Annotated in this window: 21 protein-coding genes; 5 read left to right on the plus strand and 16 right to left on the minus strand. The window is 50.5% G+C overall.

Annotated features, from left to right (window positions below):
* Nucleotides 1-159 precede the first annotated feature (159 nt).
* The 3 genes from rlmH to ACN6MW_RS13770 all read right to left on the minus strand — a co-directional run bounded on the left by rlmH (nt 160) and on the right by ACN6MW_RS13770 (nt 2,508).
* Nucleotides 160-639: a 23S rRNA (pseudouridine(1915)-N(3))-methyltransferase RlmH gene (rlmH, locus tag ACN6MW_RS13760; RefSeq protein ID WP_364152549.1), complete on the minus strand. Its 480-nt coding sequence runs from the start codon at nt 637-639 to the stop codon at nt 160-162.
* Nucleotides 640-752: 113 nt separating this feature from the next.
* The gene (locus ACN6MW_RS13765) at nt 753-920 is read right to left on the minus strand and encodes a CxxH/CxxC protein (RefSeq protein ID WP_364152552.1); all 168 of its coding nucleotides are present in this window, start codon (nt 918-920) and stop codon (nt 753-755) included.
* Nucleotides 921-1,167: 247 nt separating this feature from the next.
* Nucleotides 1,168-2,508 carry a S1C family serine protease gene (locus tag ACN6MW_RS13770; RefSeq protein WP_419875904.1) on the minus strand — a complete coding sequence of 447 codons (1,341 nt, stop codon included), beginning with the start codon at nt 2,506-2,508 and terminating at the stop codon, nt 1,168-1,170.
* 206 nt (nt 2,509-2,714) lie between these two features.
* Between ACN6MW_RS13770 and ACN6MW_RS13775 the strand changes: the two genes are divergently transcribed.
* On the plus strand, nt 2,715-2,936 hold the full coding sequence (locus ACN6MW_RS13775; protein WP_364152558.1) for a hypothetical protein: 222 nt from the start codon (nt 2,715-2,717) through the stop codon (nt 2,934-2,936).
* On the opposite strand, the gene ACN6MW_RS13780 is transcribed toward ACN6MW_RS13775, so the two are convergent.
* The 7 genes from ACN6MW_RS13780 to ACN6MW_RS13810 all read right to left on the minus strand — a co-directional run bounded on the left by ACN6MW_RS13780 (nt 2,905) and on the right by ACN6MW_RS13810 (nt 11,295).
* Nucleotides 2,905-3,711, minus strand: coding sequence for an MBL fold metallo-hydrolase (locus ACN6MW_RS13780; protein ID WP_364152561.1), 807 nt, complete (start codon nt 3,709-3,711; stop codon nt 2,905-2,907). The genes ACN6MW_RS13775 and ACN6MW_RS13780 overlap by 32 nt on opposite strands.
* Before the next feature lie 32 nt (nt 3,712-3,743).
* Nucleotides 3,744-4,499 (minus strand): two-component system regulatory protein YycI, encoded by a 756-nt coding sequence (yycI, locus tag ACN6MW_RS13785; protein WP_364152564.1) that lies wholly within the window; start codon nt 4,497-4,499, stop codon nt 3,744-3,746.
* A 31-nt stretch (nt 4,500-4,530) separates the two neighbouring features.
* The gene (locus ACN6MW_RS13790; RefSeq protein ID WP_419875905.1) at nt 4,531-5,982 is read right to left on the minus strand and encodes a YycH family regulatory protein; all 1,452 of its coding nucleotides are present in this window, start codon (nt 5,980-5,982) and stop codon (nt 4,531-4,533) included.
* A complete protein-coding gene (gene walK, locus ACN6MW_RS13795) occupies nt 5,979-7,829 on the minus strand; it encodes a cell wall metabolism sensor histidine kinase WalK (protein WP_419875906.1) in 1,851 nt (616 codons plus the stop codon). The genes ACN6MW_RS13790 and walK overlap by 4 nt, the downstream gene beginning before the upstream one ends.
* Before the next feature lies 1 nt (nt 7,830).
* Nucleotides 7,831-8,583, minus strand: coding sequence for a response regulator YycF (gene yycF / locus ACN6MW_RS13800; protein WP_419875907.1), 753 nt, complete (start codon nt 8,581-8,583; stop codon nt 7,831-7,833).
* A 269-nt stretch (nt 8,584-8,852) separates the two neighbouring features.
* Nucleotides 8,853-10,424 carry a peptidoglycan DD-metalloendopeptidase family protein gene (locus ACN6MW_RS13805; protein WP_419875908.1) on the minus strand — a complete coding sequence of 524 codons (1,572 nt, stop codon included), beginning with the start codon at nt 10,422-10,424 and terminating at the stop codon, nt 8,853-8,855.
* A 142-nt stretch (nt 10,425-10,566) separates the two neighbouring features.
* Nucleotides 10,567-11,295, minus strand: a complete 729-nt coding sequence (locus ACN6MW_RS13810) for a hypothetical protein (RefSeq protein WP_419875909.1) — start codon at nt 11,293-11,295, stop codon at nt 10,567-10,569.
* Nucleotides 11,296-11,485: 190 nt separating this feature from the next.
* Here ACN6MW_RS13810 and ACN6MW_RS13815 point away from each other — a divergent pair, with 190 nt between their 5' ends.
* Genes ACN6MW_RS13815 through ACN6MW_RS13830 form a run of 4 tightly spaced genes read left to right on the plus strand, consistent with a single transcriptional unit; the run spans nt 11,486 to nt 15,609 of the window.
* Complete coding sequence (locus tag ACN6MW_RS13815) at nt 11,486-13,042, plus strand: spore germination protein (RefSeq protein ID WP_419875910.1); 1,557 nt, start codon at nt 11,486-11,488, stop codon at nt 13,040-13,042.
* Between the two features lie 16 nt (nt 13,043-13,058).
* On the plus strand, nt 13,059-14,243 hold the full coding sequence (locus tag ACN6MW_RS13820) for a Ger(x)C family spore germination protein (protein ID WP_419875911.1): 1,185 nt from the start codon (nt 13,059-13,061) through the stop codon (nt 14,241-14,243).
* The gene (locus ACN6MW_RS13825) at nt 14,240-14,464 is read left to right on the plus strand and encodes a hypothetical protein (RefSeq protein WP_419875912.1); all 225 of its coding nucleotides are present in this window, start codon (nt 14,240-14,242) and stop codon (nt 14,462-14,464) included. Before ACN6MW_RS13820 ends, ACN6MW_RS13825 begins: the two co-directional genes overlap by 4 nt.
* A gap of 20 nt (nt 14,465-14,484) precedes the next feature.
* Entirely contained in the window at nt 14,485-15,609 is a 1,125-nt protein-coding gene (locus ACN6MW_RS13830; RefSeq protein ID WP_419875913.1) for a GerAB/ArcD/ProY family transporter, read from the plus strand.
* 70 nt (nt 15,610-15,679) lie between these two features.
* Here the strand turns inward: ACN6MW_RS13830 and ACN6MW_RS13835 are convergent, their stop codons facing one another.
* The 6 genes from ACN6MW_RS13835 to ACN6MW_RS13860 all read right to left on the minus strand — a co-directional run bounded on the left by ACN6MW_RS13835 (nt 15,680) and on the right by ACN6MW_RS13860 (nt 22,593).
* Nucleotides 15,680-16,966: an adenylosuccinate synthase gene (locus tag ACN6MW_RS13835; protein ID WP_419875914.1), complete on the minus strand. Its 1,287-nt coding sequence runs from the start codon at nt 16,964-16,966 to the stop codon at nt 15,680-15,682.
* 198 nt (nt 16,967-17,164) lie between these two features.
* Nucleotides 17,165-18,526: a replicative DNA helicase gene (dnaB, locus tag ACN6MW_RS13840; RefSeq protein WP_419875915.1), complete on the minus strand. Its 1,362-nt coding sequence runs from the start codon at nt 18,524-18,526 to the stop codon at nt 17,165-17,167.
* Nucleotides 18,527-18,619: 93 nt separating this feature from the next.
* Complete coding sequence (rplI, locus tag ACN6MW_RS13845) at nt 18,620-19,063, minus strand: 50S ribosomal protein L9 (protein WP_364152597.1); 444 nt, start codon at nt 19,061-19,063, stop codon at nt 18,620-18,622.
* Nucleotides 19,060-21,021: a DHH family phosphoesterase gene (locus ACN6MW_RS13850; protein ID WP_419875916.1), complete on the minus strand. Its 1,962-nt coding sequence runs from the start codon at nt 21,019-21,021 to the stop codon at nt 19,060-19,062. Before ACN6MW_RS13850 ends, rplI begins: the two co-directional genes overlap by 4 nt.
* An 18-nt stretch (nt 21,022-21,039) precedes the next feature.
* Nucleotides 21,040-21,945, minus strand: a complete 906-nt coding sequence (locus tag ACN6MW_RS13855; RefSeq protein ID WP_419875917.1) for a DUF2232 domain-containing protein — start codon at nt 21,943-21,945, stop codon at nt 21,040-21,042.
* Between the two features lie 222 nt (nt 21,946-22,167).
* Complete coding sequence (locus ACN6MW_RS13860; RefSeq protein WP_419875918.1) at nt 22,168-22,593, minus strand: CBS domain-containing protein; 426 nt, start codon at nt 22,591-22,593, stop codon at nt 22,168-22,170.
* Between the last annotated feature and the right edge of the window lie 5 nt (nt 22,594-22,598).

Raw genomic sequence — 22,598 nt, forward strand, 5'->3', positions numbered from 1 at the left:
TGTTCAGCGTATCACTCCAACGGCGAATTTTTCAGTTACCTGATGGAGTTTCGTTCGACAATCGCCTAAGACAATTGCAGATATCCTCTCACAAAAATAACCCAACCATCACTCTCAGGTGAATATCCCTCTTATTCCGTCCCTCATGAAAATTTCGCCTCACTTGTGATAAGGTTCCCCCCGATTTATCTTCACAGCCCGATAAATCTGCTCCACAAGCACCAGGCGCATCAGCTGGTGCGGCAAGGTCATGCGCCCAAAGCTGAGCTTCTGCTGGGCGCGCTTCAACACCGCGGGAGCAAGACCATTGCTCCCGCCAATAACAAAAGCCACGTGGCTGCGCCCATACGTGGCTAATTTATCGAGCTGGCCCGCGAGATCCTCGCTGGACCAGAGCTCGCCTTCAAGCGCGAGCGCGACGACATGCGCATCAGGCTTCAGCTGCGCTAGAAGCCTCTCGCCCTCTCGCTCGCGCACAATCGCTTCCTCCGCCGGACTCATCGTCTCCGGCGCTTTCTCATCGGGCACTTCCGTGAGCGTAAGCTTCACGTAAGGCCCTAACCGCTTGGCATATTCCGCTATGCCAAGCACCAAATACTTTTCTTTCAGCTTGCCGACGGCGGCGATCTGTATATGCAAACCTGACACTTCCCTTTGGCTGACTCCAAAATTCGACTCAACCTATGCTTATTTACTCATCACTCTATAGCTCACATGATTCCACGTTTTTTATTCCTTTAGCTTACTCTTCCCTAAACCACCAAAAAAGTAGCCGGTTCCGCACAAAAGTCGCATTTCCGCGGCGGATCCCAATCCGCGAACTGGGTTTCCTTCAAATCGACAACATCCGGCGCATCCTCATACTCATCTACAAATCGGTCCAATGCCGTTTCCATATGCTCTTTACATACACAATACATCGTCTGCACGCTTCCTATCCTAGTTGATTGTCTTCTTATGCCTCTAACCTGCGTTTATACTCACATGCTTGTTTTTACGTTTCGTTTCAACTTCCGTCTTACCAGTCTGTCCAAAATATCTATACACAGCATAGCAGAAAACGCCTCCCCATGTGAAGACGACAATTTTCGCACCCGATCCCCTAAACAAAAAAATACCGCAGCGCTCAAACGGTTGCCCGCCTGCGCACTGCAGCATCTCTTGTGCTTATTCCTCTTCTTCCTTCTCACCAAGCTTGAAATGCGTAACCTTCAGCTCTCCGTCCCGGTAAAAGCTAATTTCGATATCGTCGCCAATTTTTTTCTGATCGTACAAATATTTGCGAAGATCCATCGTACTTGCGATCGACTTGCGATCAAGCTTGACGATAACATCGTTGAAAAGCAATCCCGCGTCCTTAGCAGGACCGACGGCTTCAAGCACGATGACGCCGTCATAGATATCGTCGGGCAGTTTAAGCTCCGGCATGGCCTCTTCCGTAACGCCCCCAGCGTCTTCCTCCGGTGCCCCGCCTTCGACATCCTGCTGCTCGTCCGCAAAGCCCTGCTGCTCCCAATACTGCTCCAGGTCCATGGTGTAGACACCGAGGTAAGGGCGCGGTACATGGCCCAGCTTAATTAAGGATTCGACAATCGGCATTGCCAGATTGATCGGAATGGCGAAGCCGATGCCCTCCACGCCAAGATCGGCTATTTTCATGCTGTTGATCCCCACCACGCGTCCGTTCAAATCAATAAGCGGTCCGCCGCTATTTCCTTGGTTAATGGATGCGTCGATCTGGATCACTTCTTGCTCCCAGTCATACACGCCATCCTGGTTCAGCGATACCGGCACGATTTGGTTTGTTTTGCTCACGCTGCCCGTCGTAACCGACTCCCCCAGCCCTAGCGGGTTGCCGATGGCAATAATATATTCAGCCGGGCGCAAAGCCGATGAATCGCCTATTTCCGCAACGACATCAATCCCCTTGTCGTCGATCTCCAGCACGGCAAGATCCGTAATTTGATCCTTGCCGACGACGCGTGCTTCGCGGGCCTCGCCGCTCATCAGAATCACCTGCACCGCCTGCGCCTGATCAATAACATGGTAATTCGTTATGATGATTGCTTTGCCATCCTTCTTGCTAATAATGACGCCAGAACCAACGCCGACTTCGCGCAGCGTCCCTTTTTCCTCCGAGCCCTCGGGAAGCGCCTCGCCATCGCCGATCCCGAGCGCAAACATCTGCTGATTAATGACACTTACGACGGCCGGCCTTACTTTCGCGGATGCTTGTATGGGACGCTCAAGCGGATCAATCGCTTGCACGCCGCTGGCTGTTGCTACGGTTCCAGAGCTATTGCCGATCCCGCCGTCCCCTCCGAATACAAGGCCGAATAGCAGCATAGCGGCAACCGCGCTTGTCATCGAGGAGACGAACGCAATGCGGACACTGGACCACTTGCGGCCGCGGCTTTTAGATGGGAAAACCAAGTCTCTTTTCCTACTCTCGCGAGCAGCACGCTTGGAAACCTTGGTCGAGTAAAAATCGTCGTCGAATAAGCTCATGACTATCGCTCCTCTCGATGTCTGAGACATCAAGACTATTTTTTTCAATCTAGGAATGTTTTCGGAAGAAATGACTAAAATAATAATAGATTCAAACGATCAAGCGTAAACGGCTGTCGATTTATTTGGGACGGCAAAAACCGTTTCGCCAGAAATTATTTCTTTTTATGTGTAAATAATCGATCCGCCAAAGGAGAACTGCCCAGATGAAAACCAAAACCCCTGTTGCATGGGAGCATGTTCAGCTTGCTGCAAAGCTAGCAGATTTGAAGGATGACCACTATCGTACCGTACTCACTTTAAGCGCAATGCTAGAGTTGTTCATAGATAAGGGCATTCTAACAAGAGAAGAGTTAAGCGCCAAAGCCGATGCACTCGATGCCCAGCTGGAATCGGTTATTTCCGCCTCACTTCATCCCATGGGGTAGGCTTATCGTGGTACGTTGCCCGCAGGGGATGCTCTTCTTTCTTATAAAATATTCCGTGATCCTCCAAGATAGTATTCACGGTCAGCATCGCTAAATCCATCAAGTTATGATCAAGGCTCAAGTGAGCCAAATAGACACGTTTCGTTCGATCCGTCATGAGCTCCAGCAGCGCTTCGCCTGCTGCCACATTGGATAAATGGCCGACGTCGCTCAATATCCGGCGTTTTGTATTCCAAGGGTAGCGGCCCATCCGCAGCATCTCCGTATCGTGATTCGCCTCCAGAACCAGCACATCCGAGTCGATAATGTGACGCTTGACCTTTTCGCTGACATAGCCAAGGTCGGTAGCCAGGCTTAGCTTTTCGCCATTCTCCACGAAGCAATAACCGACTGGCTCAGCCGCATCATGCGAGATCGGATAGGACTGCACGGCCATTGAACCAAAGGATACCTCTTCGCCCGTTTCCATAAATACGCGTTTCTCTGGGGCAATCGTGCCGACATGCCTTTCCATGGCAGCCCACGTTGCCTCGTTTGCATAAATCGGTAAATCATATTTGCGGGCAAAAGCGCCCAAACCTTTAATATGATCGGAATGCTCATGCGTGACAAACAGCGCGTCCAATTGATGGCCCGACACTCCCCGCTCCCGCATGAGCTCATCCAGCTTCTTCGCGCTCATTCCCGCATCGACGATGACCATCTTCTCGTTCCCTTGGACAATTGTCGCATTGCCGGTTGAGCCGCTTCCCAGTACTGTAAATCGAAGTCCCATAATGCTCTTTCCTGTCCCTTCTCCCGCTCCCGTTAACGTAAACCGTTCGCTGCCGCTTCCCCTTGCTCTTCGTCCGTTGCAACCTCGCCATTTATTGCATGCACATAAAACAAATGGCCGTCCTCCAGCATGACGCGCCATGACGGCGCGGATACCTGTTTCTCCGAATCAAAGATCTGGCCTTTATAGCCCAGCTGAATATCAGAGATGACCGCCCCATCCGGCAAGTAGGTCTCGATCAAGCTCGCCACGACCTTCGCGGCAGGCAGCACCTGCTTCGCCTCGCCCGATCCAAGCAGCTCTACCCGGTCCTGCAGGAACGAAATGATTTTTTGGTCGCTGATATACAGCGTCAGCTTCACATCAAACATCGGCCGTCCTTCCACGACGCGATAGAGGACGAACTGATCGACGCTGCTGTTCAGCAAATCAAACTCATATTGATCAAGCTCGGGGATTCGATCCCCAAGCGTCTTTAATAATTCTTTTTTCGAATAAATAATCGTGCTGTCCACCGGCTTGTCCAATATAACCGGCTCTGCGTTTTTGCGGCTGTCGGAGTGCAGGATGTAAGGCAAATCCCCCAGCTCCGGCGTTTCCAGCGGCAGATTGGCTTCAAGCGATATCCGTTTCTGCTGCATTAGCAGCACTTTATCCTGCGGAAGCTCCGCCGTGTTTACATTTACGTTCAGCTGCTCTCTAATATCCAGCCAAAGCTGATACCCCAGCAAAATATTAAGCAGTAAAAACGAAATAATAAGCACGTTTTTCGCTCTTCCCCAATCCACTCGCCTTCACCTCCGACCGTCCGTAGTCTCGCTATTTTCTATCTCCGAAGAAGAGCTGGCTCCCTCCGCCGGCAGACAACGCCGCAGCACCCGCTCCGGTTGCCGCTGTTGCGGAGTCCGCATCCGCGCCGCCGTCATCCACCGAGCCTTGCGCAGACGAATCCTGCTGCTCAGGCGGCTCGTAGCCGATCGGATATGCCGCTGCCAGCATTTCTTCCGTGCCATCCTTCAAGCGGACAGCCCATACGGGAGTGAACCGGAGCTGCTTCTCATCCACCGGCGCTGCCTGCAAAGCAGGGAACAACGCTGTAACCTCGCTGCGTCTTTTGTAATTCTTGAGCGTTTCCTGCAGCCCATCGCCGCCCGGCAGCCACCGCACGCTGCGCGATTCCGACTCCGGTCCAAGCGTAATGAGCGATCTCGAATATTCGGTTACAACGCCTTGTTGGAGAGTGAGCCTCATATAGCCGTAACGGAACGGCGGCGTCGGAATAACCGGATACTGCTCCACATACTGCTTGAACCTGATATCCTTTCCTTCGCCTCCCGGGATCGCGTTCACGAACCGGTGTACGCCATCCCATCCGCCGTGCTGGTTCACAAAGTCCACCGACGCATATACATTGTCGCTTAGCAGGTTCTCCGTAATTTGCGGCGCGCTGGGATCGGTATAACTGATCCATTTGCCGTTTTGCTCCACCTGCAAGCCACGTTTGCCATCGGTATAAATTTGCGAGCCGCCCCGGTCCTCCAGCGCTCTAGTTGTGCTGGGGTCAAAGAACAAGCTTCGCTGCATCAAATCGGGAGTATACGTCTCGTATGGAAAGAGCATTTCAGTCGTTTGAATCGGTCCAAGCGGGATATAGAGGCCGTCTCCCGTCATGGAATATTTGGGCTGGAACTGTCCGAAGCCCACATAGTCCTGCACGTCACGTACCGTCAAATCCGCACGGACCGACTCATAGACCATTTCACCGTCCGAACTAAAGAAGAAGGTTCGAATCTCCTCCGTGCCGGTTGTCTTGAAAATCCAGATACGGTCAATCGTCTCGTTCAAAAACAGCAGGTCGCCCTCCAGCTTCAGCAGCTTTTGCAGCAGCTCCACCGGAATCCCGTTCTCGAACCGCAGTTCAATCCCGATATCATTCTTCCGAATCTCTTCCCAGTTCAGCACATCCGAAGGGCTCCGCTGGAACCCCTTAAATTCTCTACCCTGTATGCGCTGATTAAGAATCATCTCGTAGAACTGCGTGCCCGGATAAATAACGGTATGCTTATTCCCGCCCAAATGAATGACGAGCTCCTCCGGGAAAATAACGCTCTCTACGCTCGTTGCCGTACCCATCGGCTCGGCATTGACGTAATCCTGGTCGCTTCTTACCGTTGCGCCGAGGCCTGGCATGCTGTAAGCCAGCAAATAACTTTGCAGAAGGCTTAGCGCCACTAGAACGATAAGCGCTGTTGTCTTTATTTTTTCCCTCATGCCGGCTCACCCCCTTCCTGCAGCAGCGGGAGTGTGAAGGTAACCGTCGTTCCTTCATTAAGCTCGGAATGCAGTGAAATCGTGCCGCTGTGCGCCTTCACAATTTCCCGGGCAATCGAAAGTCCAAGGCCTGTACCGCCCATATTGCGTGAACGGGCTTTATCCACCCGATAGAAACGGTCAAAAATACGATCCAGATCTTTTTTCGGGATACCGATTCCCGTATCCTTGACGCTAATCGCCAGCAATGCCGAATCGGCTGGTTTCTTCGCAGTCAATTCAATAGTACCGCCGTCCAGCGTGTATTTAATCGCATTGGAAAATAAATTATCAAGCACTTGGTCAATTTGATCACGGTCCAGCCAAGCGGATCCAAGCCCTTTATCCACGCGTACCGCCGCTTTAATAGACTTTTGCCTAAGCTGGAACGAAAACCGGTCAGCGACCTCGTCCAGCATGTCATGCACATTAGTCTGCCGCCGGCGAAGCGGCGCTTGGTTCGAATCCAGCCGCGAGAGATGCAGCAAATCGGTTACGAGCCTAATCATCCGCTCCGTCTCGTTGCGGATAACGCCGACAAAGCGCTCGGACAGTTCGCGCTCTTCAAGCGCGCCGTCATTGAGAGCCTCCGCATAGCTCTTAATTGTCGTCAAGGGCGTCCGCAGCTCATGCGATACGTTGGCTACGAACTGACGGCGCGATTGCTCCAGCTTCTCTTGCTCCGTCACATCCTGCAGCACCGCGATCGTTCCCGTTATCCCCTTGTCGCGACGGTGAATCGGCGTAAAGGTTGCCCGCAGATGTCCCTCATCACCGTCGCTCATATCCTGCTCATCCGCATTGCGCTCAATAAGCAGCGTCTGGCCCCGGCCTTGCTGAAGCTCGTCCAATCGCTGCTCCGACAATTCGAACAGCTCGGATAATAAAAGTCCTTCAAAGGTCCGAACATCCAGCAGCTCCAGCGCACGCCTATTCCATACAATGACCTTGCCGTTCTCGTCAGCCGCGACTACGCCGTCGCTCATATTCGATAGAATCGAAGCAAGCTTCTCATTCTCCTCTTCATTGACCGACAACGCTTCCTTCAGCCTGATCGTCATATCGTTAAAAGCGACACTCAGGCTGCCGATCTCATCATCGCCAAGCACCGGAACCTGAAGATCGAATTTCCCCTGCGCGATGGCCTCTGCCTGCCGCGTCAATCCCTGAATCGGGCTCGTAATGGTGTGGGCGAGCAAAATACCGAGCACACCCGTAAGCCCCAGCGCGATCAATGTACCCGAAAAGAAGATTTGATTGACCCGGTTTACTGTTTCATATAGCTCATTCATAGAGGCTACGACGTATACGACGCCGACGACCTTGTTATCGTTGATCGTTACCGGCTGCGCGATCATCTTCTTGCGCGTATTATCCTCATCGATAATTTCTTGCTCGTTGTCGGTAATGTTCTGAAGCGCCCTGCTCACGGCCAGCGATTTGTTCTTCTGGCCGATATACGACTGGTTGCCCTGAACCGAAGTCGCTACCATCTTGCCGTTGGAATCCAGCACCTGTACCTCGGCGCCGCTGATGCTGAACAGATTGCGAACGACAAGGCTAAGATCCTCGGTCGTGCTTTCCGATGAATCGCCTTCGGAATCCGGCTTAGCCGCTAAGCTCGGAGCGGCAAATTTCGATAGAATATCGGCCTGCTCTTTTAAATTTTTGGTGAAGCTGTCTATTAACGAGTTTTTAACCGTGCTGATAAAATAAACGCCAATCAGTTGCATCGCCACGAGTATGAGCAGCAAATAGATAATGACCAGCTTAACTTGAATGGTTCGGAAGAAGCTCTTGCCCTTCATCCTACGCGAAGCCTCCAGACTTGGAATTACGCATCATATAGCCGAGTCCGCGCCGGGTCATAATGTACTCCGGACGGCTCGGATCATCCTCGATCTTCTCGCGGAGCCTCCTAATCGTTACGTCGACTGTCCGCACATCCCCGAAGTACTCGAAACCCCATACGGCCTGCAGCAAATGCTCGCGCGTCATAACCTTCCCGCTGTTGCGGGCCATATAATAAACGAGCTCGTACTCCCGATGAGTCAGGTCGAGCGGCTCGCCGTCCTTGTATACCACGTACATATCCGTATCGATAAACAGGTTAAACAGCTTAAAGCCCTGCTGCTCCTGCTCGGCAGGCTCTCCTGCAGCATTCGCGTGCTCGCCGCCAGCGGCCCCGGCCGCAGGCTTTTGCTGCCTGCGCAAATGCGCCTTCACCCGCGCAAGCAGTTCCCTTGTGCTGAATGGCTTTGTCACATAATCGTCGGCGCCCAACTCAAGCCCAAGCACCTTATCGATTTCCGTATCCTTGGCTGTGAGCATAATAATCGGCATTTGCAGCTTCGCCCGCACTTCGCGGCAAACATCCATACCGTCCTTTACCGGAAGCATGAGGTCCAGCAAAATCAAATCCGGAAGCTCTTCAAACGCAAGGCGCACCGCCTCTCCGCCATCAAAAGCGCAGATGACCTGATGGCCTTCCTTCTCTAAATTAAATTTTATAATATCGGCTATCGGCTGTTCGTCATCGACCACTAATATTTTTCCGTGCATCGTCACACCCGCCCGTCGCTTGTCCTTAGTCGTTTACGCTTGTAACTTCTATTTTAACACACGTTATCCCTGACTTCACAATGAAACTTCCCTCATGTTAGCAAGGTTTTTCCTGTAACGCTAAAGAAGACACCCTTTGGTCAAACAAGCTGGTAAAGCTGTCGATATTGTCTGCGGCAAAAGCCTGATTTTCACGGTGACATAAAAAAAAAGAAGAACCGCTTCGCTATATGCGAGAGTGATTCTTCCTGATCGAATTTGGGTATATATTATAAGTACTTTAATGGATTTTGCAAAACGCCGTTCTTGTGCACTTCAAAATGCAAATGAACGCCTGTCGAATTTCCCGTGCTGCCCATAATGCCAATCGTATCGCCTTGCTCAACCACAGCGCCTACCTTTGTTTTGTACGAGCTTAGGTGGCCGTAAACCGTGGTATAGCCGTTTTTATGATTGATAATAATTGTATTGCCCAAACCTGGTTTCGTTCCGACAAATTCAACGATACCGTTATCGGAAGCATGTATGTTCTTGTTCCCTGTTAAATCGATACCGTTATGCATACGGCCCCAACGCTGGCCGAATTTGCTGGTCAGTCTCGAACCGGATACCGGCATGGCAAAGCGGCCCGTTCCTTCGCCGATAATAACCTTAGTGCCCCGTACGACAATTTTCGGAGTAGCTTCCTTAATGACCTCTTTGGTAAGAAGCTCTTCAGTGACTACATATCCGTTCTGCTTGACGATGCGATAGGTTAGCCGTTTTTGGCCTGACGTTCCTTCAGACAGCGTCTTGGACTCGCCGACACGCATGTCCGCATTTTTCTTGATTTCAACCGGCGGCTCGATGGTTTCAATCTCCACCAGATTTTCCGTCGTTTTCACCGTAAGCTCCGGCTGAAGAACCGTCAAATCCAGCACATCGCCAATCGTAATTTTGTCATCCTTGATCCATGCATTGTTCTTATAGATAACCTCGGGGGAAATATCGAACTTCTGTGCGATGCAGCCCACGCAGTCACCGGCTTGTACCGTGTATTTGGTTGGCTGAATGCTGCCCTGTACGAGCATCTTGTAAATCGCTTCCGCTTCCATGATCTGCTTGGGATCCGTATCAATGGACTCGGTCAAAACCGCTTCAACGAACTCGACCTCTGTAACCTCTCGGCCAGGCGTCTTAGCTGCCGGCTTTGTTTCCGCAGCTGGGGCAGCGGTTTCACTTGCATTAAAGGAAAGCGACTTGACTTCCTTTGTATCTTTCTTAGCTGCGGCAAGCTCCGGTGCGAACTTGCTCTGCACGCGCAATAAAACCTCATCTGCTGTCTGCTGATCCTTAACAACGCCAACGACTTTGCCATCAACCTTTACTTCGACGCCAACCGCATGGGAAGCAAACAAGCCTTCAAGCTTGTCCAGCGTACCTTCCGTATCTGGCGTTCCTTTAAAAGCATGATCCGCTTCGTATGTAATTGTTCCGGTATCCAGCACCATGTTAATGCCAGGATTGGCTTGCTGAACCTCTTCGGTTTCCAGCAGAACGAGCTGCTCTACTTCCTGTGGATCGTTTACGGTTCCAACTGCTGTGCCATTCATATATACGTTATAAAATTCGACTGTGTTTGCTTGGACGTATTGGATTCCGCTAAATCCGGCTACTGCGAGGAGTACGAGAGCCCCGCCCGCCAGCTGTACCGGTTTTTTTCGCCAAAATGGCGCTTTGACCGTGTCGCTTACGGGTTGCTTTGTCTTGCCATTCAAGTGTTGCGATCGATCCTGTCGAAAGTACTGAATCGTTTGATTCCATACCTTCTGAATCCGACCTTGGTCCCTGAAAACGGTCATGATTGTCTCCTTTTCGCGCTAATGCAACTTTTTTTTCCGGTTTCCGACAATAAAAAAAGGCGAATTATCCTGTCGGATCACTCGCCTAATACTTTAACATATGCCCAACAATTGGGGCAACCTTTACACAACATTCAAAATATTAATATTTCTTCAGAATGTCCATCATTTGGGTATATTCTGTTTTGTCGAGATGCTGTGCCATGATTTGTTGAATGGCTGTCAATTCTTGCTCTGTCAGCCCGTTTTCAATATATTGAGAGATGGTTTGCCACGATTCCTGAGGCAATTTACTCATTAACAGCCCAAAAAGCTCATCCTTGTCCGCATCGCTCATTTGTTCCTTTACTTCCGTTAATTCCTCTGTCGTCATCGCCGTTTCGGTCCCCTCGACTCCCTCGGCTCCCTCTGCTCCTGCTGTTCCTTCTTCTGCGTTCCCGGCACCTTCGGCTCCCGCGGTCCCTTCCTCTACGTTCCCGGTTCCCTCCGGCGCAGCGCCGCTGCCCGCCTGCGTGCCCCCGCCGATTCCGATATCGGTAAGCGGAGGATCGGACGCCTGGCTAAAAGCATCGACCGATGCCGGTGGATCGTCTTGCCCGCTCTCATTCGCATTGGTTTGCGGAGCCTTTTCGTCCGTCGTTTTTGTGTCTTCCTTCCCAGCCGTATCCGTTGTCACCAGCGGATCTGCTCCCCATAGCTTACCCCATACGCCAGACATGGCCATCGGCGGCACCTCAAGCGGCAAATTGAATTGTTTTAAGATTGTTTCTACATAACTTGTGACGATATAACCCGTTGTCCAAATACACAAAAAGCTTAATATCAGCCCTGAGGCAACCAATTTAGCCAGCCATCCGAATCGTTTTAACATCCGCTACATTCCCTTCGTACCACAGCTTCTGCCACGCAATACCGCAGCTATAGTTACCATAATCTGTTATATACCATTATGGTCAAGATTACGGGCAGACATTCTCTCTTGCCGCATTATATTCCATTGTCTGCATGTTTTGGGCATCTTCTGCGCAATCTACCTGTTAGGGCTAAGGGGGTAGAATGATGTGAAAAACAAGCAATCTGAACAAGACAAGCAGCAGCCTAATCATGAGCTGACAGCTATTCTTGCCAAACAGCGCGAGCTGCTTGCCAGCGAACTGAGCGTATCTTTGGCTGCTAATATCAGCGTGCTGCGCCAGCTCTTTCTCGATGGATCAGATCTTATTTTTCATGAATTTCATTCAAAAGACGGGCTGGGCATGGCCATTGTATATATTGAGGGAATGGCCGATATAAAGGAAATTGATTCGCAGCTGCTGGCGCCGCTTCAGAACCACTCCATATCGGATCTGGAGCGCGGCTGGTCCGCCGTGCTTCCGCATATTGCAATCTCTGCCTATCAAACGGTGAATTCCATGCAAGAATCGGTTGATTATATTGCGACAGGAAATGCGGTAATGCTCATAGACGGTCAAGCCTCCGGGGTTTCCTTCAGCATTCCGCACTGGGTCATGAGAGCCGTAGAAGAACCGTTAGCGGAAACGGTCGTGCGAGGTCCTCGCGAGGGCTTTGTCGAAACGCTTAGGGTGAACACCTCCATGCTGCGCAGAAGGCTCCAAACGCCTGCTTTTAAGTTAAAGCCCATTACGCTTGGGCGTTATACCAAAACCGCATGTGCCATCGCTTATATAGAGGGAATCGTAGATCCGGGACTCGTTGATGAATTAGAACAGCGCTTAAAGAAAATCGACGTAGACGGGATCATTGATTCAAATTTTATTGAAGAATGGATTGAGGATGAGCCCCTGTCGCCGTTTCCGCAGCTCCTTGCGACGGAACGGCCCGACGTCGTATGCGCGGGCTTGCTTGAAGGCCGTGTCGCGCTTCTTGTTAACGGAACGCCCTTTACTTTGATCGCACCGGCGACTTTATTCAGCTTGATGAAGTCTTCAGAGGATTATTACCAGCGGTCGATAGTAGCCACAGGGATTCGATGGCTGCGCTTTTTTCTCGGTTTAATGGCGGTGTTCATGCCTTCCATCTACGTAGCCGTTCTATCGTTTCATCAGGAGATGATTCCAACCTCCTTGCTGTTCACGATTTCCAAATCACGGGAGCAGATCCCTTTTCCTGCGCTCGTAGAAGCCTTATTAATGGAGGTGACCTTCGAGGCGCTGCGTGAGGCGGGTATTCGCCTGCCCAAGCAAGTAGGCTCTGCCGTTAGCATTGTCGGTGCATTAGTTATTGGCCAGGCCGCCATCTCGGCGGGTATCGTGTCATCCCCCATGATTATGGTTGTCGCTATAACGGGGGTTGCTTCTTTTCTCATTCCTAACTATTCGCTCGCGCTTGCTATGCGGCTTATCCGTTTTCCCATCATGCTCTGCGCAGGCGTGCTTGGTCTTTACGGCATCGTGCTGGCTGCATTGCTGATTGTAATTCATATGCTGACGATTCGCTCGTTCGGTGTGCCGTATCTGTCGCCGATTGCGCCGATGCAAACCGATCAGCTCAAGGATACGTTGCTGATTAGGTCGCCGCGCTGGGCGATGTCAACGAGACCGCATTTCACCGGATCCTTATGGAATAAATTTCGGATGCGAAGAACTAATTCCAGATAAAAAAGGGTTGATTCGCATGAAAACGACATTTTCCGGCTATTTCCCGCGTCTCCTGCTCTTATTATTATGCTTGGTATGCCTTTCTGGCTGCTGGGACCGTACGGAGATAAACGATTTAGCCATTGTTACCGGCGCAGGCTTTGACTTGACCGAGGATCGCAAAATAAAGCTGACGATTCAGCTCTTTGTTCCCGGCACTGCCTCGGATACCCAATCCATGGGCAGCGGGCCTAGCTCCCAGATGAAGCAGTCGCTGGTCGAGAGTGCCGTCGGCTTAAATACCTCCGATGCTGCATCCAAGCTTCAGGAGCTGCTGTCGCGCAAATTTTTCTGGGGACAGGCTGATGTATTCATATTCGGAGAAAAGCTGGCCCGCTCCGGCATTCAAGACCCTTTGGATTTTCTAGCCCGCCATCCCCATCCCAGGGAACGGGCCAATGTCTATATCAGCAAAGGCGCCGCTGATCAGGTTTTGAATTGGCAGCCGCAAATTGAGCGTAACAGCGCGGAGGTGCTGCGGGAAATGTCGGTCCTTCAGACTGGGCTTAATGTAGCCCTGCTCGATGCCATCGTCGAATTTTCCGATGAAGCCCATACGGCACTCATTCCCTGGATCCGGTTAAAAAAGAGCGGCAATAAAATTAGCCCCTATCTAGCGGGAGCTGCATCCTTCAAGGACTTAAAAATGAATCAGGTCTATGATGTCCAAGAAACGCGCGGCCTTCTCTGGCTCCGCAACGAAATTAAAACGGCAACGCTAACGGCTCATCCCGAAGGGGGGGCTGGTTTTACAACCCTGAACATCATAGACAGCCGCTGCCAGCTGACGCCCATCATCCAGGATGGCAAATGGAAGGTTAACGTAGCTATTAAAACTGCAGGCAACCTTATTCAGAATACAGCTGACATCGATGTAGTAAATCCGGCAGTAATCGATCAGCTGGAAACACAGTTTGCCTCCGTTCTCAAAGAAAGAATTCAGATGGCTGTGAAGATCGCGAAGAAGACCAATACCGACATTCTTGGTTTTTCGGATCAATTTCACCGGCACTATCCGAAGGAATGGAATAAACACAAAAAAAACTGGGATCAAATCTTCCCCGCCATTGAAGTGAACTACAAGGTGAAGATAACCATTCTGCGTTCCGGGCTTATCGGCAAAAATAAAATGCTTAATAACGCCAAGGGAGATCAGCCATGAGTTTCACCTCCCTTACCTTCATCACCATCGTTGTTGCTGCCATCTTTGCCATTGAATGGCCACGGATCACGGATCGGAAAACAAAAATAATATTTGCCGTCTTTTTAACTGTTCAGTGGGTCCTAGCGCTAGTCGTATCGTCGAACCGAGAGATCCTAGGCCCGCAGCAGTTTATTGAATTCGTGATGCACTCGTTATTCGGCTCGTTTATCAAGCCATAGACAAAATGGAGGCTATTGAGGTGCGAAAAGAATCGATTTCAGCTGTCCAGCTATGCATGCTTATGTTTACTGCCATAATAGGAACAGCCTTTCTTACCGCGCCTGCCTCGGCAGCCAATGCATCCGGGCTCGATATGTGGATTGCTCCGATATGCGGCCTAGCGGGCGGACTTCTTTGCATGGGGATTTTAATTGCACTCCACAAGCTTTATCCGGGGCAAACGATTGTGCAATACGCAAATCAGATTGCCGGTAAATTCACAGGGTCGCTTGTTTCCCTTTTATTTTTGTCGTTTACGCTCTATACTACAGCCTATGTATTACGGCAATTTACTGATTTTGTATGTATGTCCTTCCTGCCTGAAACGCCGCCTGTTATTATAGCAGGCAGTTTAATTCTGGTTTGTGCGGCTGCCGCCTATGCAGGAGTGGAAGTAATATGCAGGCTATCTGCAGCGCTTGTACCGCTCCCCCTATTTTTAGTCGGGCTCATTTTCATCCCGCTGTATACCAAATTCACGCCTGTCTTGCCAATCTTTGAATACGGCTTTCTTCCATCCCTTAAAGGGGGATTCATCATGCAGCTCTGGTTTGGCATTTTTTCTATGGCTTCTTTTTATATCCCTTATGTTCATAATCGAAATAAGCTAACGAAGTGGGCCATGCTTTCCGTCGTCTTTTTCTGCGGCATGATGGTTCTGATTAATTGGAACGTCGTTTCCATTCTCGGAAATGCTACCGGCATGTACCATTACCCGTTTATGGTGGTCAGCAGGTATGTTTCCTTTAGCGAATTTTTCGAGCATTTGGAGTCCGTGCTCATGATGGTTTGGGCAGCGCTTATCTTTACCCGCCTGACATTCGGCTACTACGCTTTTGTGATCGGTATCTCCCAGTTCCTGAAGCTGCCTGATCACAAACCAATGGTGCTTCCCGTTGGCATGCTGATCGCTATTATTAGCTTTTGGGGGATAAACAGCTCCCAGCACGGCTCAACAGTACCCATGCTTATGGCTGCATACTACATTTTTAACGGGATCGCCCTTCCTCTTCTGCTTCTCATTGCCGCTTGGGTGCGGAAGGGATTAAAGCCTTCGGCACGGCAATCCGATGCTTCAACCGAGGAAGAAAGCCCATCAGTCTAAGCAGAAAACTAAACCCTAAGAATCAAAAAAAGGATGACCCTGTACGGGCCATCCTTTTTCAATATTCATTCTATTCGTAAATAGGACGAACGGGATTTGTTTGCTCACGGTTACGTCCTACGGAGAAGATCGCGATTGGAATACCGGTAAGCTCGGAAACGCGGTTCAAATAGTTGCGCGTGTTGACTGGAAGATCCTCAAGCGTTTTTGCGTTAGAAATATCTTCTGACCAGCCTGGGTGTTCCTCGTAAACCGCTTCGCACTCCGAAACCATTTTCAGGCTTGCAGGGTAAGTTTCAATAACTTCGCCGCGCAATTTGTAGCCTGTGCAAATTTTTACGGTTTCAAGGCCTGTAAGCACGTCCAACGAGTTAAGGGAAAGGCCAGTAATCCCGCTGACACGGCGCGCATGGCGAACCACAACCGTATCGAACCAGCCGACGCGACGAGGACGGCCTGTTACCGTACCGTATTCATGGCCTTTGTCACGAATCAATTGGCCGATTTCATTATCCTGCTCCGTTGGGAAAGGACCATCGCCTACGCGAGTCGTGTACGCTTTGGCAACGCCGATTACTTGTTTGATTTTTGAAGGACCAACGCCAGAACCGATACATACGCCGCCAGCCGACGGGTTGGAGGACGTAACGTACGGGTAAGTTCCTTGGTCGATGTCGAGCATAACGCCTTGAGCACCTTCGAACAATACTTTCTGTCCGGCATCAATCGCGTCGTTAAGAATAACCGATGTATCGGTTACGTATTTACGCAGAATTTCCGCATAACCGAGATAGTCACGCACGATGGAATCCGCATCCAACTGCGATCCGCCGTATACTTGCTCGATCAATTGGTTTTTCTCAATGATGATGCTGCGAACTCTCGCTTCAAATTCTTCCGCATCCATCAAATCAGCGATACGGATACCGTTGCGCGCTGCTTTATCCATATAGCAAGGGCCGATCCCTTTGCGTGTCGTGCCGATTTTGTTATCGCCTTTACGGTCTTCTTCAAGTCCGTCAAGCACGAGATGGTAAGGCATGATAACATGCGCGCGGTCACTGATTTTCAAGTTGTCCGTCGAGAAGCCGTTATCATGGATATAGTTAATTTCGTCGATCAGCGCTTCCGGATTGATGACCATTCCGTTACCGATGACGCAAGTTTTATTATGGTTGAAAATACCCGATGGAATCATCGTCAATTTATACTTTTTGTTATCAATAAGGATCGTGTGTCCGGCATTGTTTCCTCCTTGGTAACGAGCGACGACGTCGGCTCCCTCTGCCAAGTAATCAGTGATTTTGCCTTTACCTTCGTCTCCCCACTGTGTACCAACAACAACAACCGTAGACATAATTATACCCCCGTCCGGTGTTTATAAGCACCGAAAATTACCGTCAAAATGCTGTAGCACGAGATTTCCTTCGTAAAAAGGATTTCTTTGCATCGTGATACAAGTCAAAAGACAGCATTAATAGTGTAGCAGTCCATCTTCGAGAAGTCAAACTAAAAACGAACAATTGCATAGTTACCCATGCAATTGTTCGGAAATTCAAGATGCCTGCATCGGATCCTGATGCGCACGGTCAATACTTACGAATTTATTGTATTTTTTGAGAAACACCAGCTCAACCGTCCCAACGGGTCCATTCCGCTGCTTGGCTATGATGATCTCGATAATATCTTTTTTCTCGGACTCTTTATCGTAATAGTCATCCCGGTATAGGAAGGATACGATGTCGGCATCTTGCTCAATCGATCCGGATTCCCGAAGGTCAGACATCATTGGCCGCTTGTCCTGCCGCTGCTCAACGCCCCGGCTAAGCTGCGAAAGCGCGATGACCGGAACCTCAAGCTCACGCGCGATTTGCTTTAAAGTACGCGATATTTCAGATACCTCTTGCTGCCTGTTCTCGCCCGCTTTGCCGCGGCCGGAGATGAGCTGCAAGTAATCGATCATAATCATGCCAAGCCCTTTTTCCTTCTTTAGGCGACGGCATTTGGCACGAATCTCAGCTACCGTAATCCCCGGCGTATCATCGATAAAGATTTGTGCTTCCGACAAGGAGCCGATCGCCATCGTAAGTTTTTCCCAATCATCGCCTTCCAGGTGGCCTGTACGCATGCGCTGTGCATCAACATTCGCTTCGGCACAGATCATACGTTGAACCAGTTGAGCCGCTGACATCTCCAGACTGAAGATAGCCACCGTCTCCCGGGCGCGAACGCCGACATTTTGCGCAACATTCAGTGCGAATGCTGTTTTACCTACGGATGGACGGGCAGCAACGATAATCAAGTCGCTTCGTTGGAAGCCGGCGGTCATGCGATCCAAATCCGTGAAACCGGATGGGATGCCTGTCGTGCCGCCTTTATCCTGATACAGCTGCTCAACCTTCTCGAATACCTCCATTAACACGTCCCTGATGGAGATAAATCCGCTTCCTGAACGCCGATTGGATATTTCAAGAATTTTTTTCTCGGCATCGCCAAGCAGGACGCCTACATCCTCCGAGTTGGCGTAACCGTCGGATACGATATTCGTTGCGGTGCGGATCAGGCGTCTAAGCATTGATTTCTCTTCAACGATTTGCGCATAGTAGTCAACATTAGCTGCCGTCGGAACGGAGTTAGCCAGCTTCGATAAATAGCTGACGCCTCCGATTTCTTCAAGCAAGTGCTGATCCTGCAAATGAGCGGTCAAGGTTACGAGATCGACCGGTTGGTTATTTTCGGCGATTTCGACCATCGCTTCATAAATTTGTCTATGGGGACCGCTATAGAAATCTTCACTGCGCACCCGCTCCATCGCTGTAATGAGCGCTTCCGCATGCAGCAATATGGCTCCGATGACAGCTTGTTCAGCCTCTAGGTTTTGCGGTGGAACACGGTCAAACATCAGCTCATTACTCATGGGAACCTCCTAAAAGGTTTGCAAAGCAAACCTACTTCGTAAGCATAAGCGAAGGCTTGCGTAGCAATGCTGCTTCACAAGCCCAATCGCTTTCTATTCTTCAGCCGCCTGCACGCTCAGCTTTGCTTTTACTTCGGGGTGAAGCTTCACGATAACCTGCGTAACGCCAAGCGTTCGGATAGGATCTTCAAGCTCGATTTTGCGTTTGTCGATCTTAATGCCTTGCGCTGCCAACGCTTCGCCGATTTGCTTGCTCGTAATGGCGCCAAACAACCGTCCGCCCTCGCCGGCTTTTGTCTTGATCACGACGGTCATTTCTTCCATCTTCTTGCCAAGCGCCTGCGCATCTTCTTTTTCCTTCTCTTTGCGCTTCTGTTCGGAAGCATGCTGAACCTCAAGCGTCTTCAGGTTGCCGTCCGACGCCAGCTTCGCAAGTCCTTGCGGCAATAGAAAATTACGTACATACCCTTCGGAAAGATCCTTGACTTGCCCTTTCTTCCCTTGTCCTTTAACATCCTGCAAAAAGATCACTTTCATTCAAATAACCCCTCTTCCGCTTCAATTTCGTCCAAAACCTGCTTTAGACGTTCTGCTACTTCGACTACGGTCCCCTCAAGCTGCGCGGCTGCATTCGTTAAATGTCCGCCTCCGCCCATTCTTTCCATAACAACCTGTACATTCATATGGCCTAGCGAACGCGCGCTGATGCCGATGAGGCCGTCAGCCCGCTCCCCGATAACGAAGGAAGCTAGGATATCCGTCATATTCAGCAGCGTATCGGCGGATTGCGCGATGAGCAGCTGCGAATATTTTCGGCCGGTTTCCGTTACTGCAATTGCCACATGCTCATAAAGCACTTCGGCATGCTTGATAATTTCCGCCTTGCGTACGTATTCCTCAAGGTCTTCCTTCAGCATCCGCTGAATCATCATCGAATCGGCGCCGTTTCGGCGCAGGAACGATGCCGCTTCAAACGTTCTCGCGCCCGTCCGGAGCGAGAAGCTCTTGGTATCCACCGTAATACCGGCAAGGAGCGCTGTTGATTCCCTGACATCCAGCACGACGCGGTCATGAATATATTGAAGCAGCTCCGTAACGAGCTCGCAAGTCGAAGATGCATAAGGCTCCATGTAGACCAAAATGGCGTTCGCGATAAATTCCTCGCTGCGGCGATGATGGTCGACAACGACGATACGCTCGGTCTGCGTAAGCAGCTTAGGCTCTTTCACCATGGACACCTTATGGGTATCCACGACCACGGCCAGCGACTGCGGAGTAATCAAGGCGGTTGCCTGCTCCGGTGAAACAAACCGTTTGGATAGCTTCTCGTCTTCCCGGATAAGCTCCATCATTTTCTGAATGGCTGGGTTAACGCCCTCCAGCACGATATAAGCCTCTTTACCGAATAGCTGCGCGGCCTTCATCACGCCGATTGCCGCTCCGATCGCATCCATATCGGGCATTTTATGCCCCATGATGACCACATTGTGGCTCTCTTTGATCAAATCCCGCAGGGCATGGGCAACGACCCGTGCGCGCACCCGCGTCCGCTTCTCCACTGCATTCGACTTGCCTCCGTAAAAGGACTGGCGGCTCCCGACTTTGACCGCAGCCTGATCACCGCCGCGTCCAAGCGCGATGTCAAGGCTCGTATGCGCCCACTGGCCAAGCTCCGTGATATGCTCGGCGCCTGCCGCGAAGCCGATGCTGAGCGTGACCGGAATTTTATGATCGCCGGTAATTTCCCTTACCTCGTCCAGAACGACGAACCGGGACTGTTCAAGCTGTTTGAGCGTTCGCTGGTCGGTCACTAGAAGAAACCGGTCCGAGGTGAGCCTTTTCAAATAAATTTGATATTTTTGCGCCCATTCGGTAATTTCCGTTGTAACCTTGGCCAGCATCGAGCTGCGCTGGTGATCGTCCAAGCCCTGCGTAACTTCCTCAAGATTATCGATCATCACAACGCCAAGAACGAGCTTCTCGTCATCATATTTGCGGCCAAGCTGCCACAGGTCCGTAATGTTTTTGACATACAGGATACGTTCCTTCGGCTTGAATATTAGCTGGTACACCTGGGAACCGAGCATCGCTTCGATGGTCCCCTCCCGCTCCTTCACCTGCTGCAGCGTAGGAAAGAGCTCCGCCAGCGGCATGCCGATAGCCGTTTCACGATCCGCCATGTTTGCAATGTAGGGATTATGCCATTCTACGATTCGATCCTCGTTATATAAAATAATTCCGAAAGGAAGCTCGCTGACAACATCATTGCCCGCTTTCTTCACCCGATAAGACAACGTGCCTAAATACGATTTAAGGTCTTTGCGAAAAGCTCTTTCCGCCATTACCGTATAAAACAAAACCCCGCCGGTGAGCAGCAATCCAAGCAGGCCTAGCAGCCACTCGAACCAGGCAAGCGTCACCGACATCAGCACCATCAGTACAAACGCCCATACCTGATGCATGCCGTGCCAACGTGTAACTAAAAACTTCAGCATTTCCTATCCGCTCCTGTGCTATGGTTTCGTAAACGACTTGCGGATTGGGAAAGCAGTATCCAGCACGCCAATTAAGCTTAACGGCGGGATCAATAACACCGGAATCGCAATGAGAACCGGTACCGCTTTATTCCACCCTCGCTGGTGGGCAAGGAAAAAGAAAAATCCGACAGCCTGAAACGCAAAAACAAAACTAAGCAGAGGAACCAGGTTGAGTAATGCGACTGCAAAAAAAGAATCGTTTGTCGTAGACGAGAGCATCTCCATGACGTAGGCAATCAGGTACAGCACAACCAGCAAGCGCGGCAAACGCCACTCCCTAGCGCGCGTAAATCTTGGCACGTCCGGTCCTCCGCTCCGCTTTACCGCCCTGCGGGCCAGAAACTGCCCAATTACGGTGATCATGAAGGAAATCATAATAAAGGTAACCGGAATCGAATTCACCATCGTATGGATCACGATATCGGTCAGCTCCGAATCCCATTGCGTCGAAAGATAGCTCTGCGCCATGAGGTCCTCAACGGAAACGCGTACGAATGTGCTCAGCTCTTTAATAAGCGAAATATCCAAGAACACCTCGAATATAAGCAGCTCCAGCATCATTTGCGCGAGAAAGACAAGGCCGACCGTCCGGACAACCTTTGAGGCGGGCGCTTGCTTCATATACAAGTGGCCCATCACGATAGACGGTATGAGAAAAAATAACCCGATAATAAGCGTGGCCGGTCCACCGATAAGGAATGCCAGCACCCATACCGGAAGCAGATGCAGTGCAAAGGCTTTAGGCGACAAGGTCGTATAGAGCACGACATAAGGCACCATAAGCAGCAGCATGGTAATGACGTTTAAGAGCGGTACTAGAAGGGACAATAATAAAAGGAGTGCCGCACAGCTCCACAGCACTGGTTTCAAGCCGGTTCTCAAACCGTTCACCTCTTGCTCATATAATCTGGTTTCTTACGAAACTTTTACAACTCATTATAGCATAAAAGCTAAACATATCACGCACATTCCCGCCTGCGCCAGCATGTCCCGCAAAAACAAAAAGACGGAACAGTCCCTCCATTCCGTCTCCGTTCTTATTAGCTTGCCCTGCCCGGTTTGAAAATAGTACCTGGCAATGCGGATAATGCTTGGAATTCGTTATTAATCCTGCAAAACATTATGCTGCTCCGTAATAATTTTCTGGCAGTAGTCAATAATTTCGCTTCTGCGAACGATTCCAATAAACCGGTTCCGGTCGTCGACGACAGGCACAAAGTTCTGCACCTTTGCCAACGAGATGAGATCGTCCATGTTGGCATCGATTCGGACCGTCTTATTGTTCATGCGCAGCGGCACGTCCATAAGCTTCACTTTGTTCGTCTGCTCCAGCGAAAGGTCGGCATGGTCCTTAACGTACCATAACAAATCGCCTTCCGTAACGGTGCCGGCATATCCGCCGTCGTCATTAATAATAGGTACTGCGGTATAGCGGTGATGCTCCATTTTCTCAAGCGTCTGCCTTAAGGTAGCATCCTGTGTCAGGCATACGACCTCTTGTTTCGGCAATAAAAAAAACGCGATATTCATTTTCC

The organism is Pristimantibacillus sp. PTI5 (genome assembly GCF_048572955.1).
GTDB lineage: Bacteria > Bacillota > Bacilli > Paenibacillales > Paenibacillaceae > Pristimantibacillus.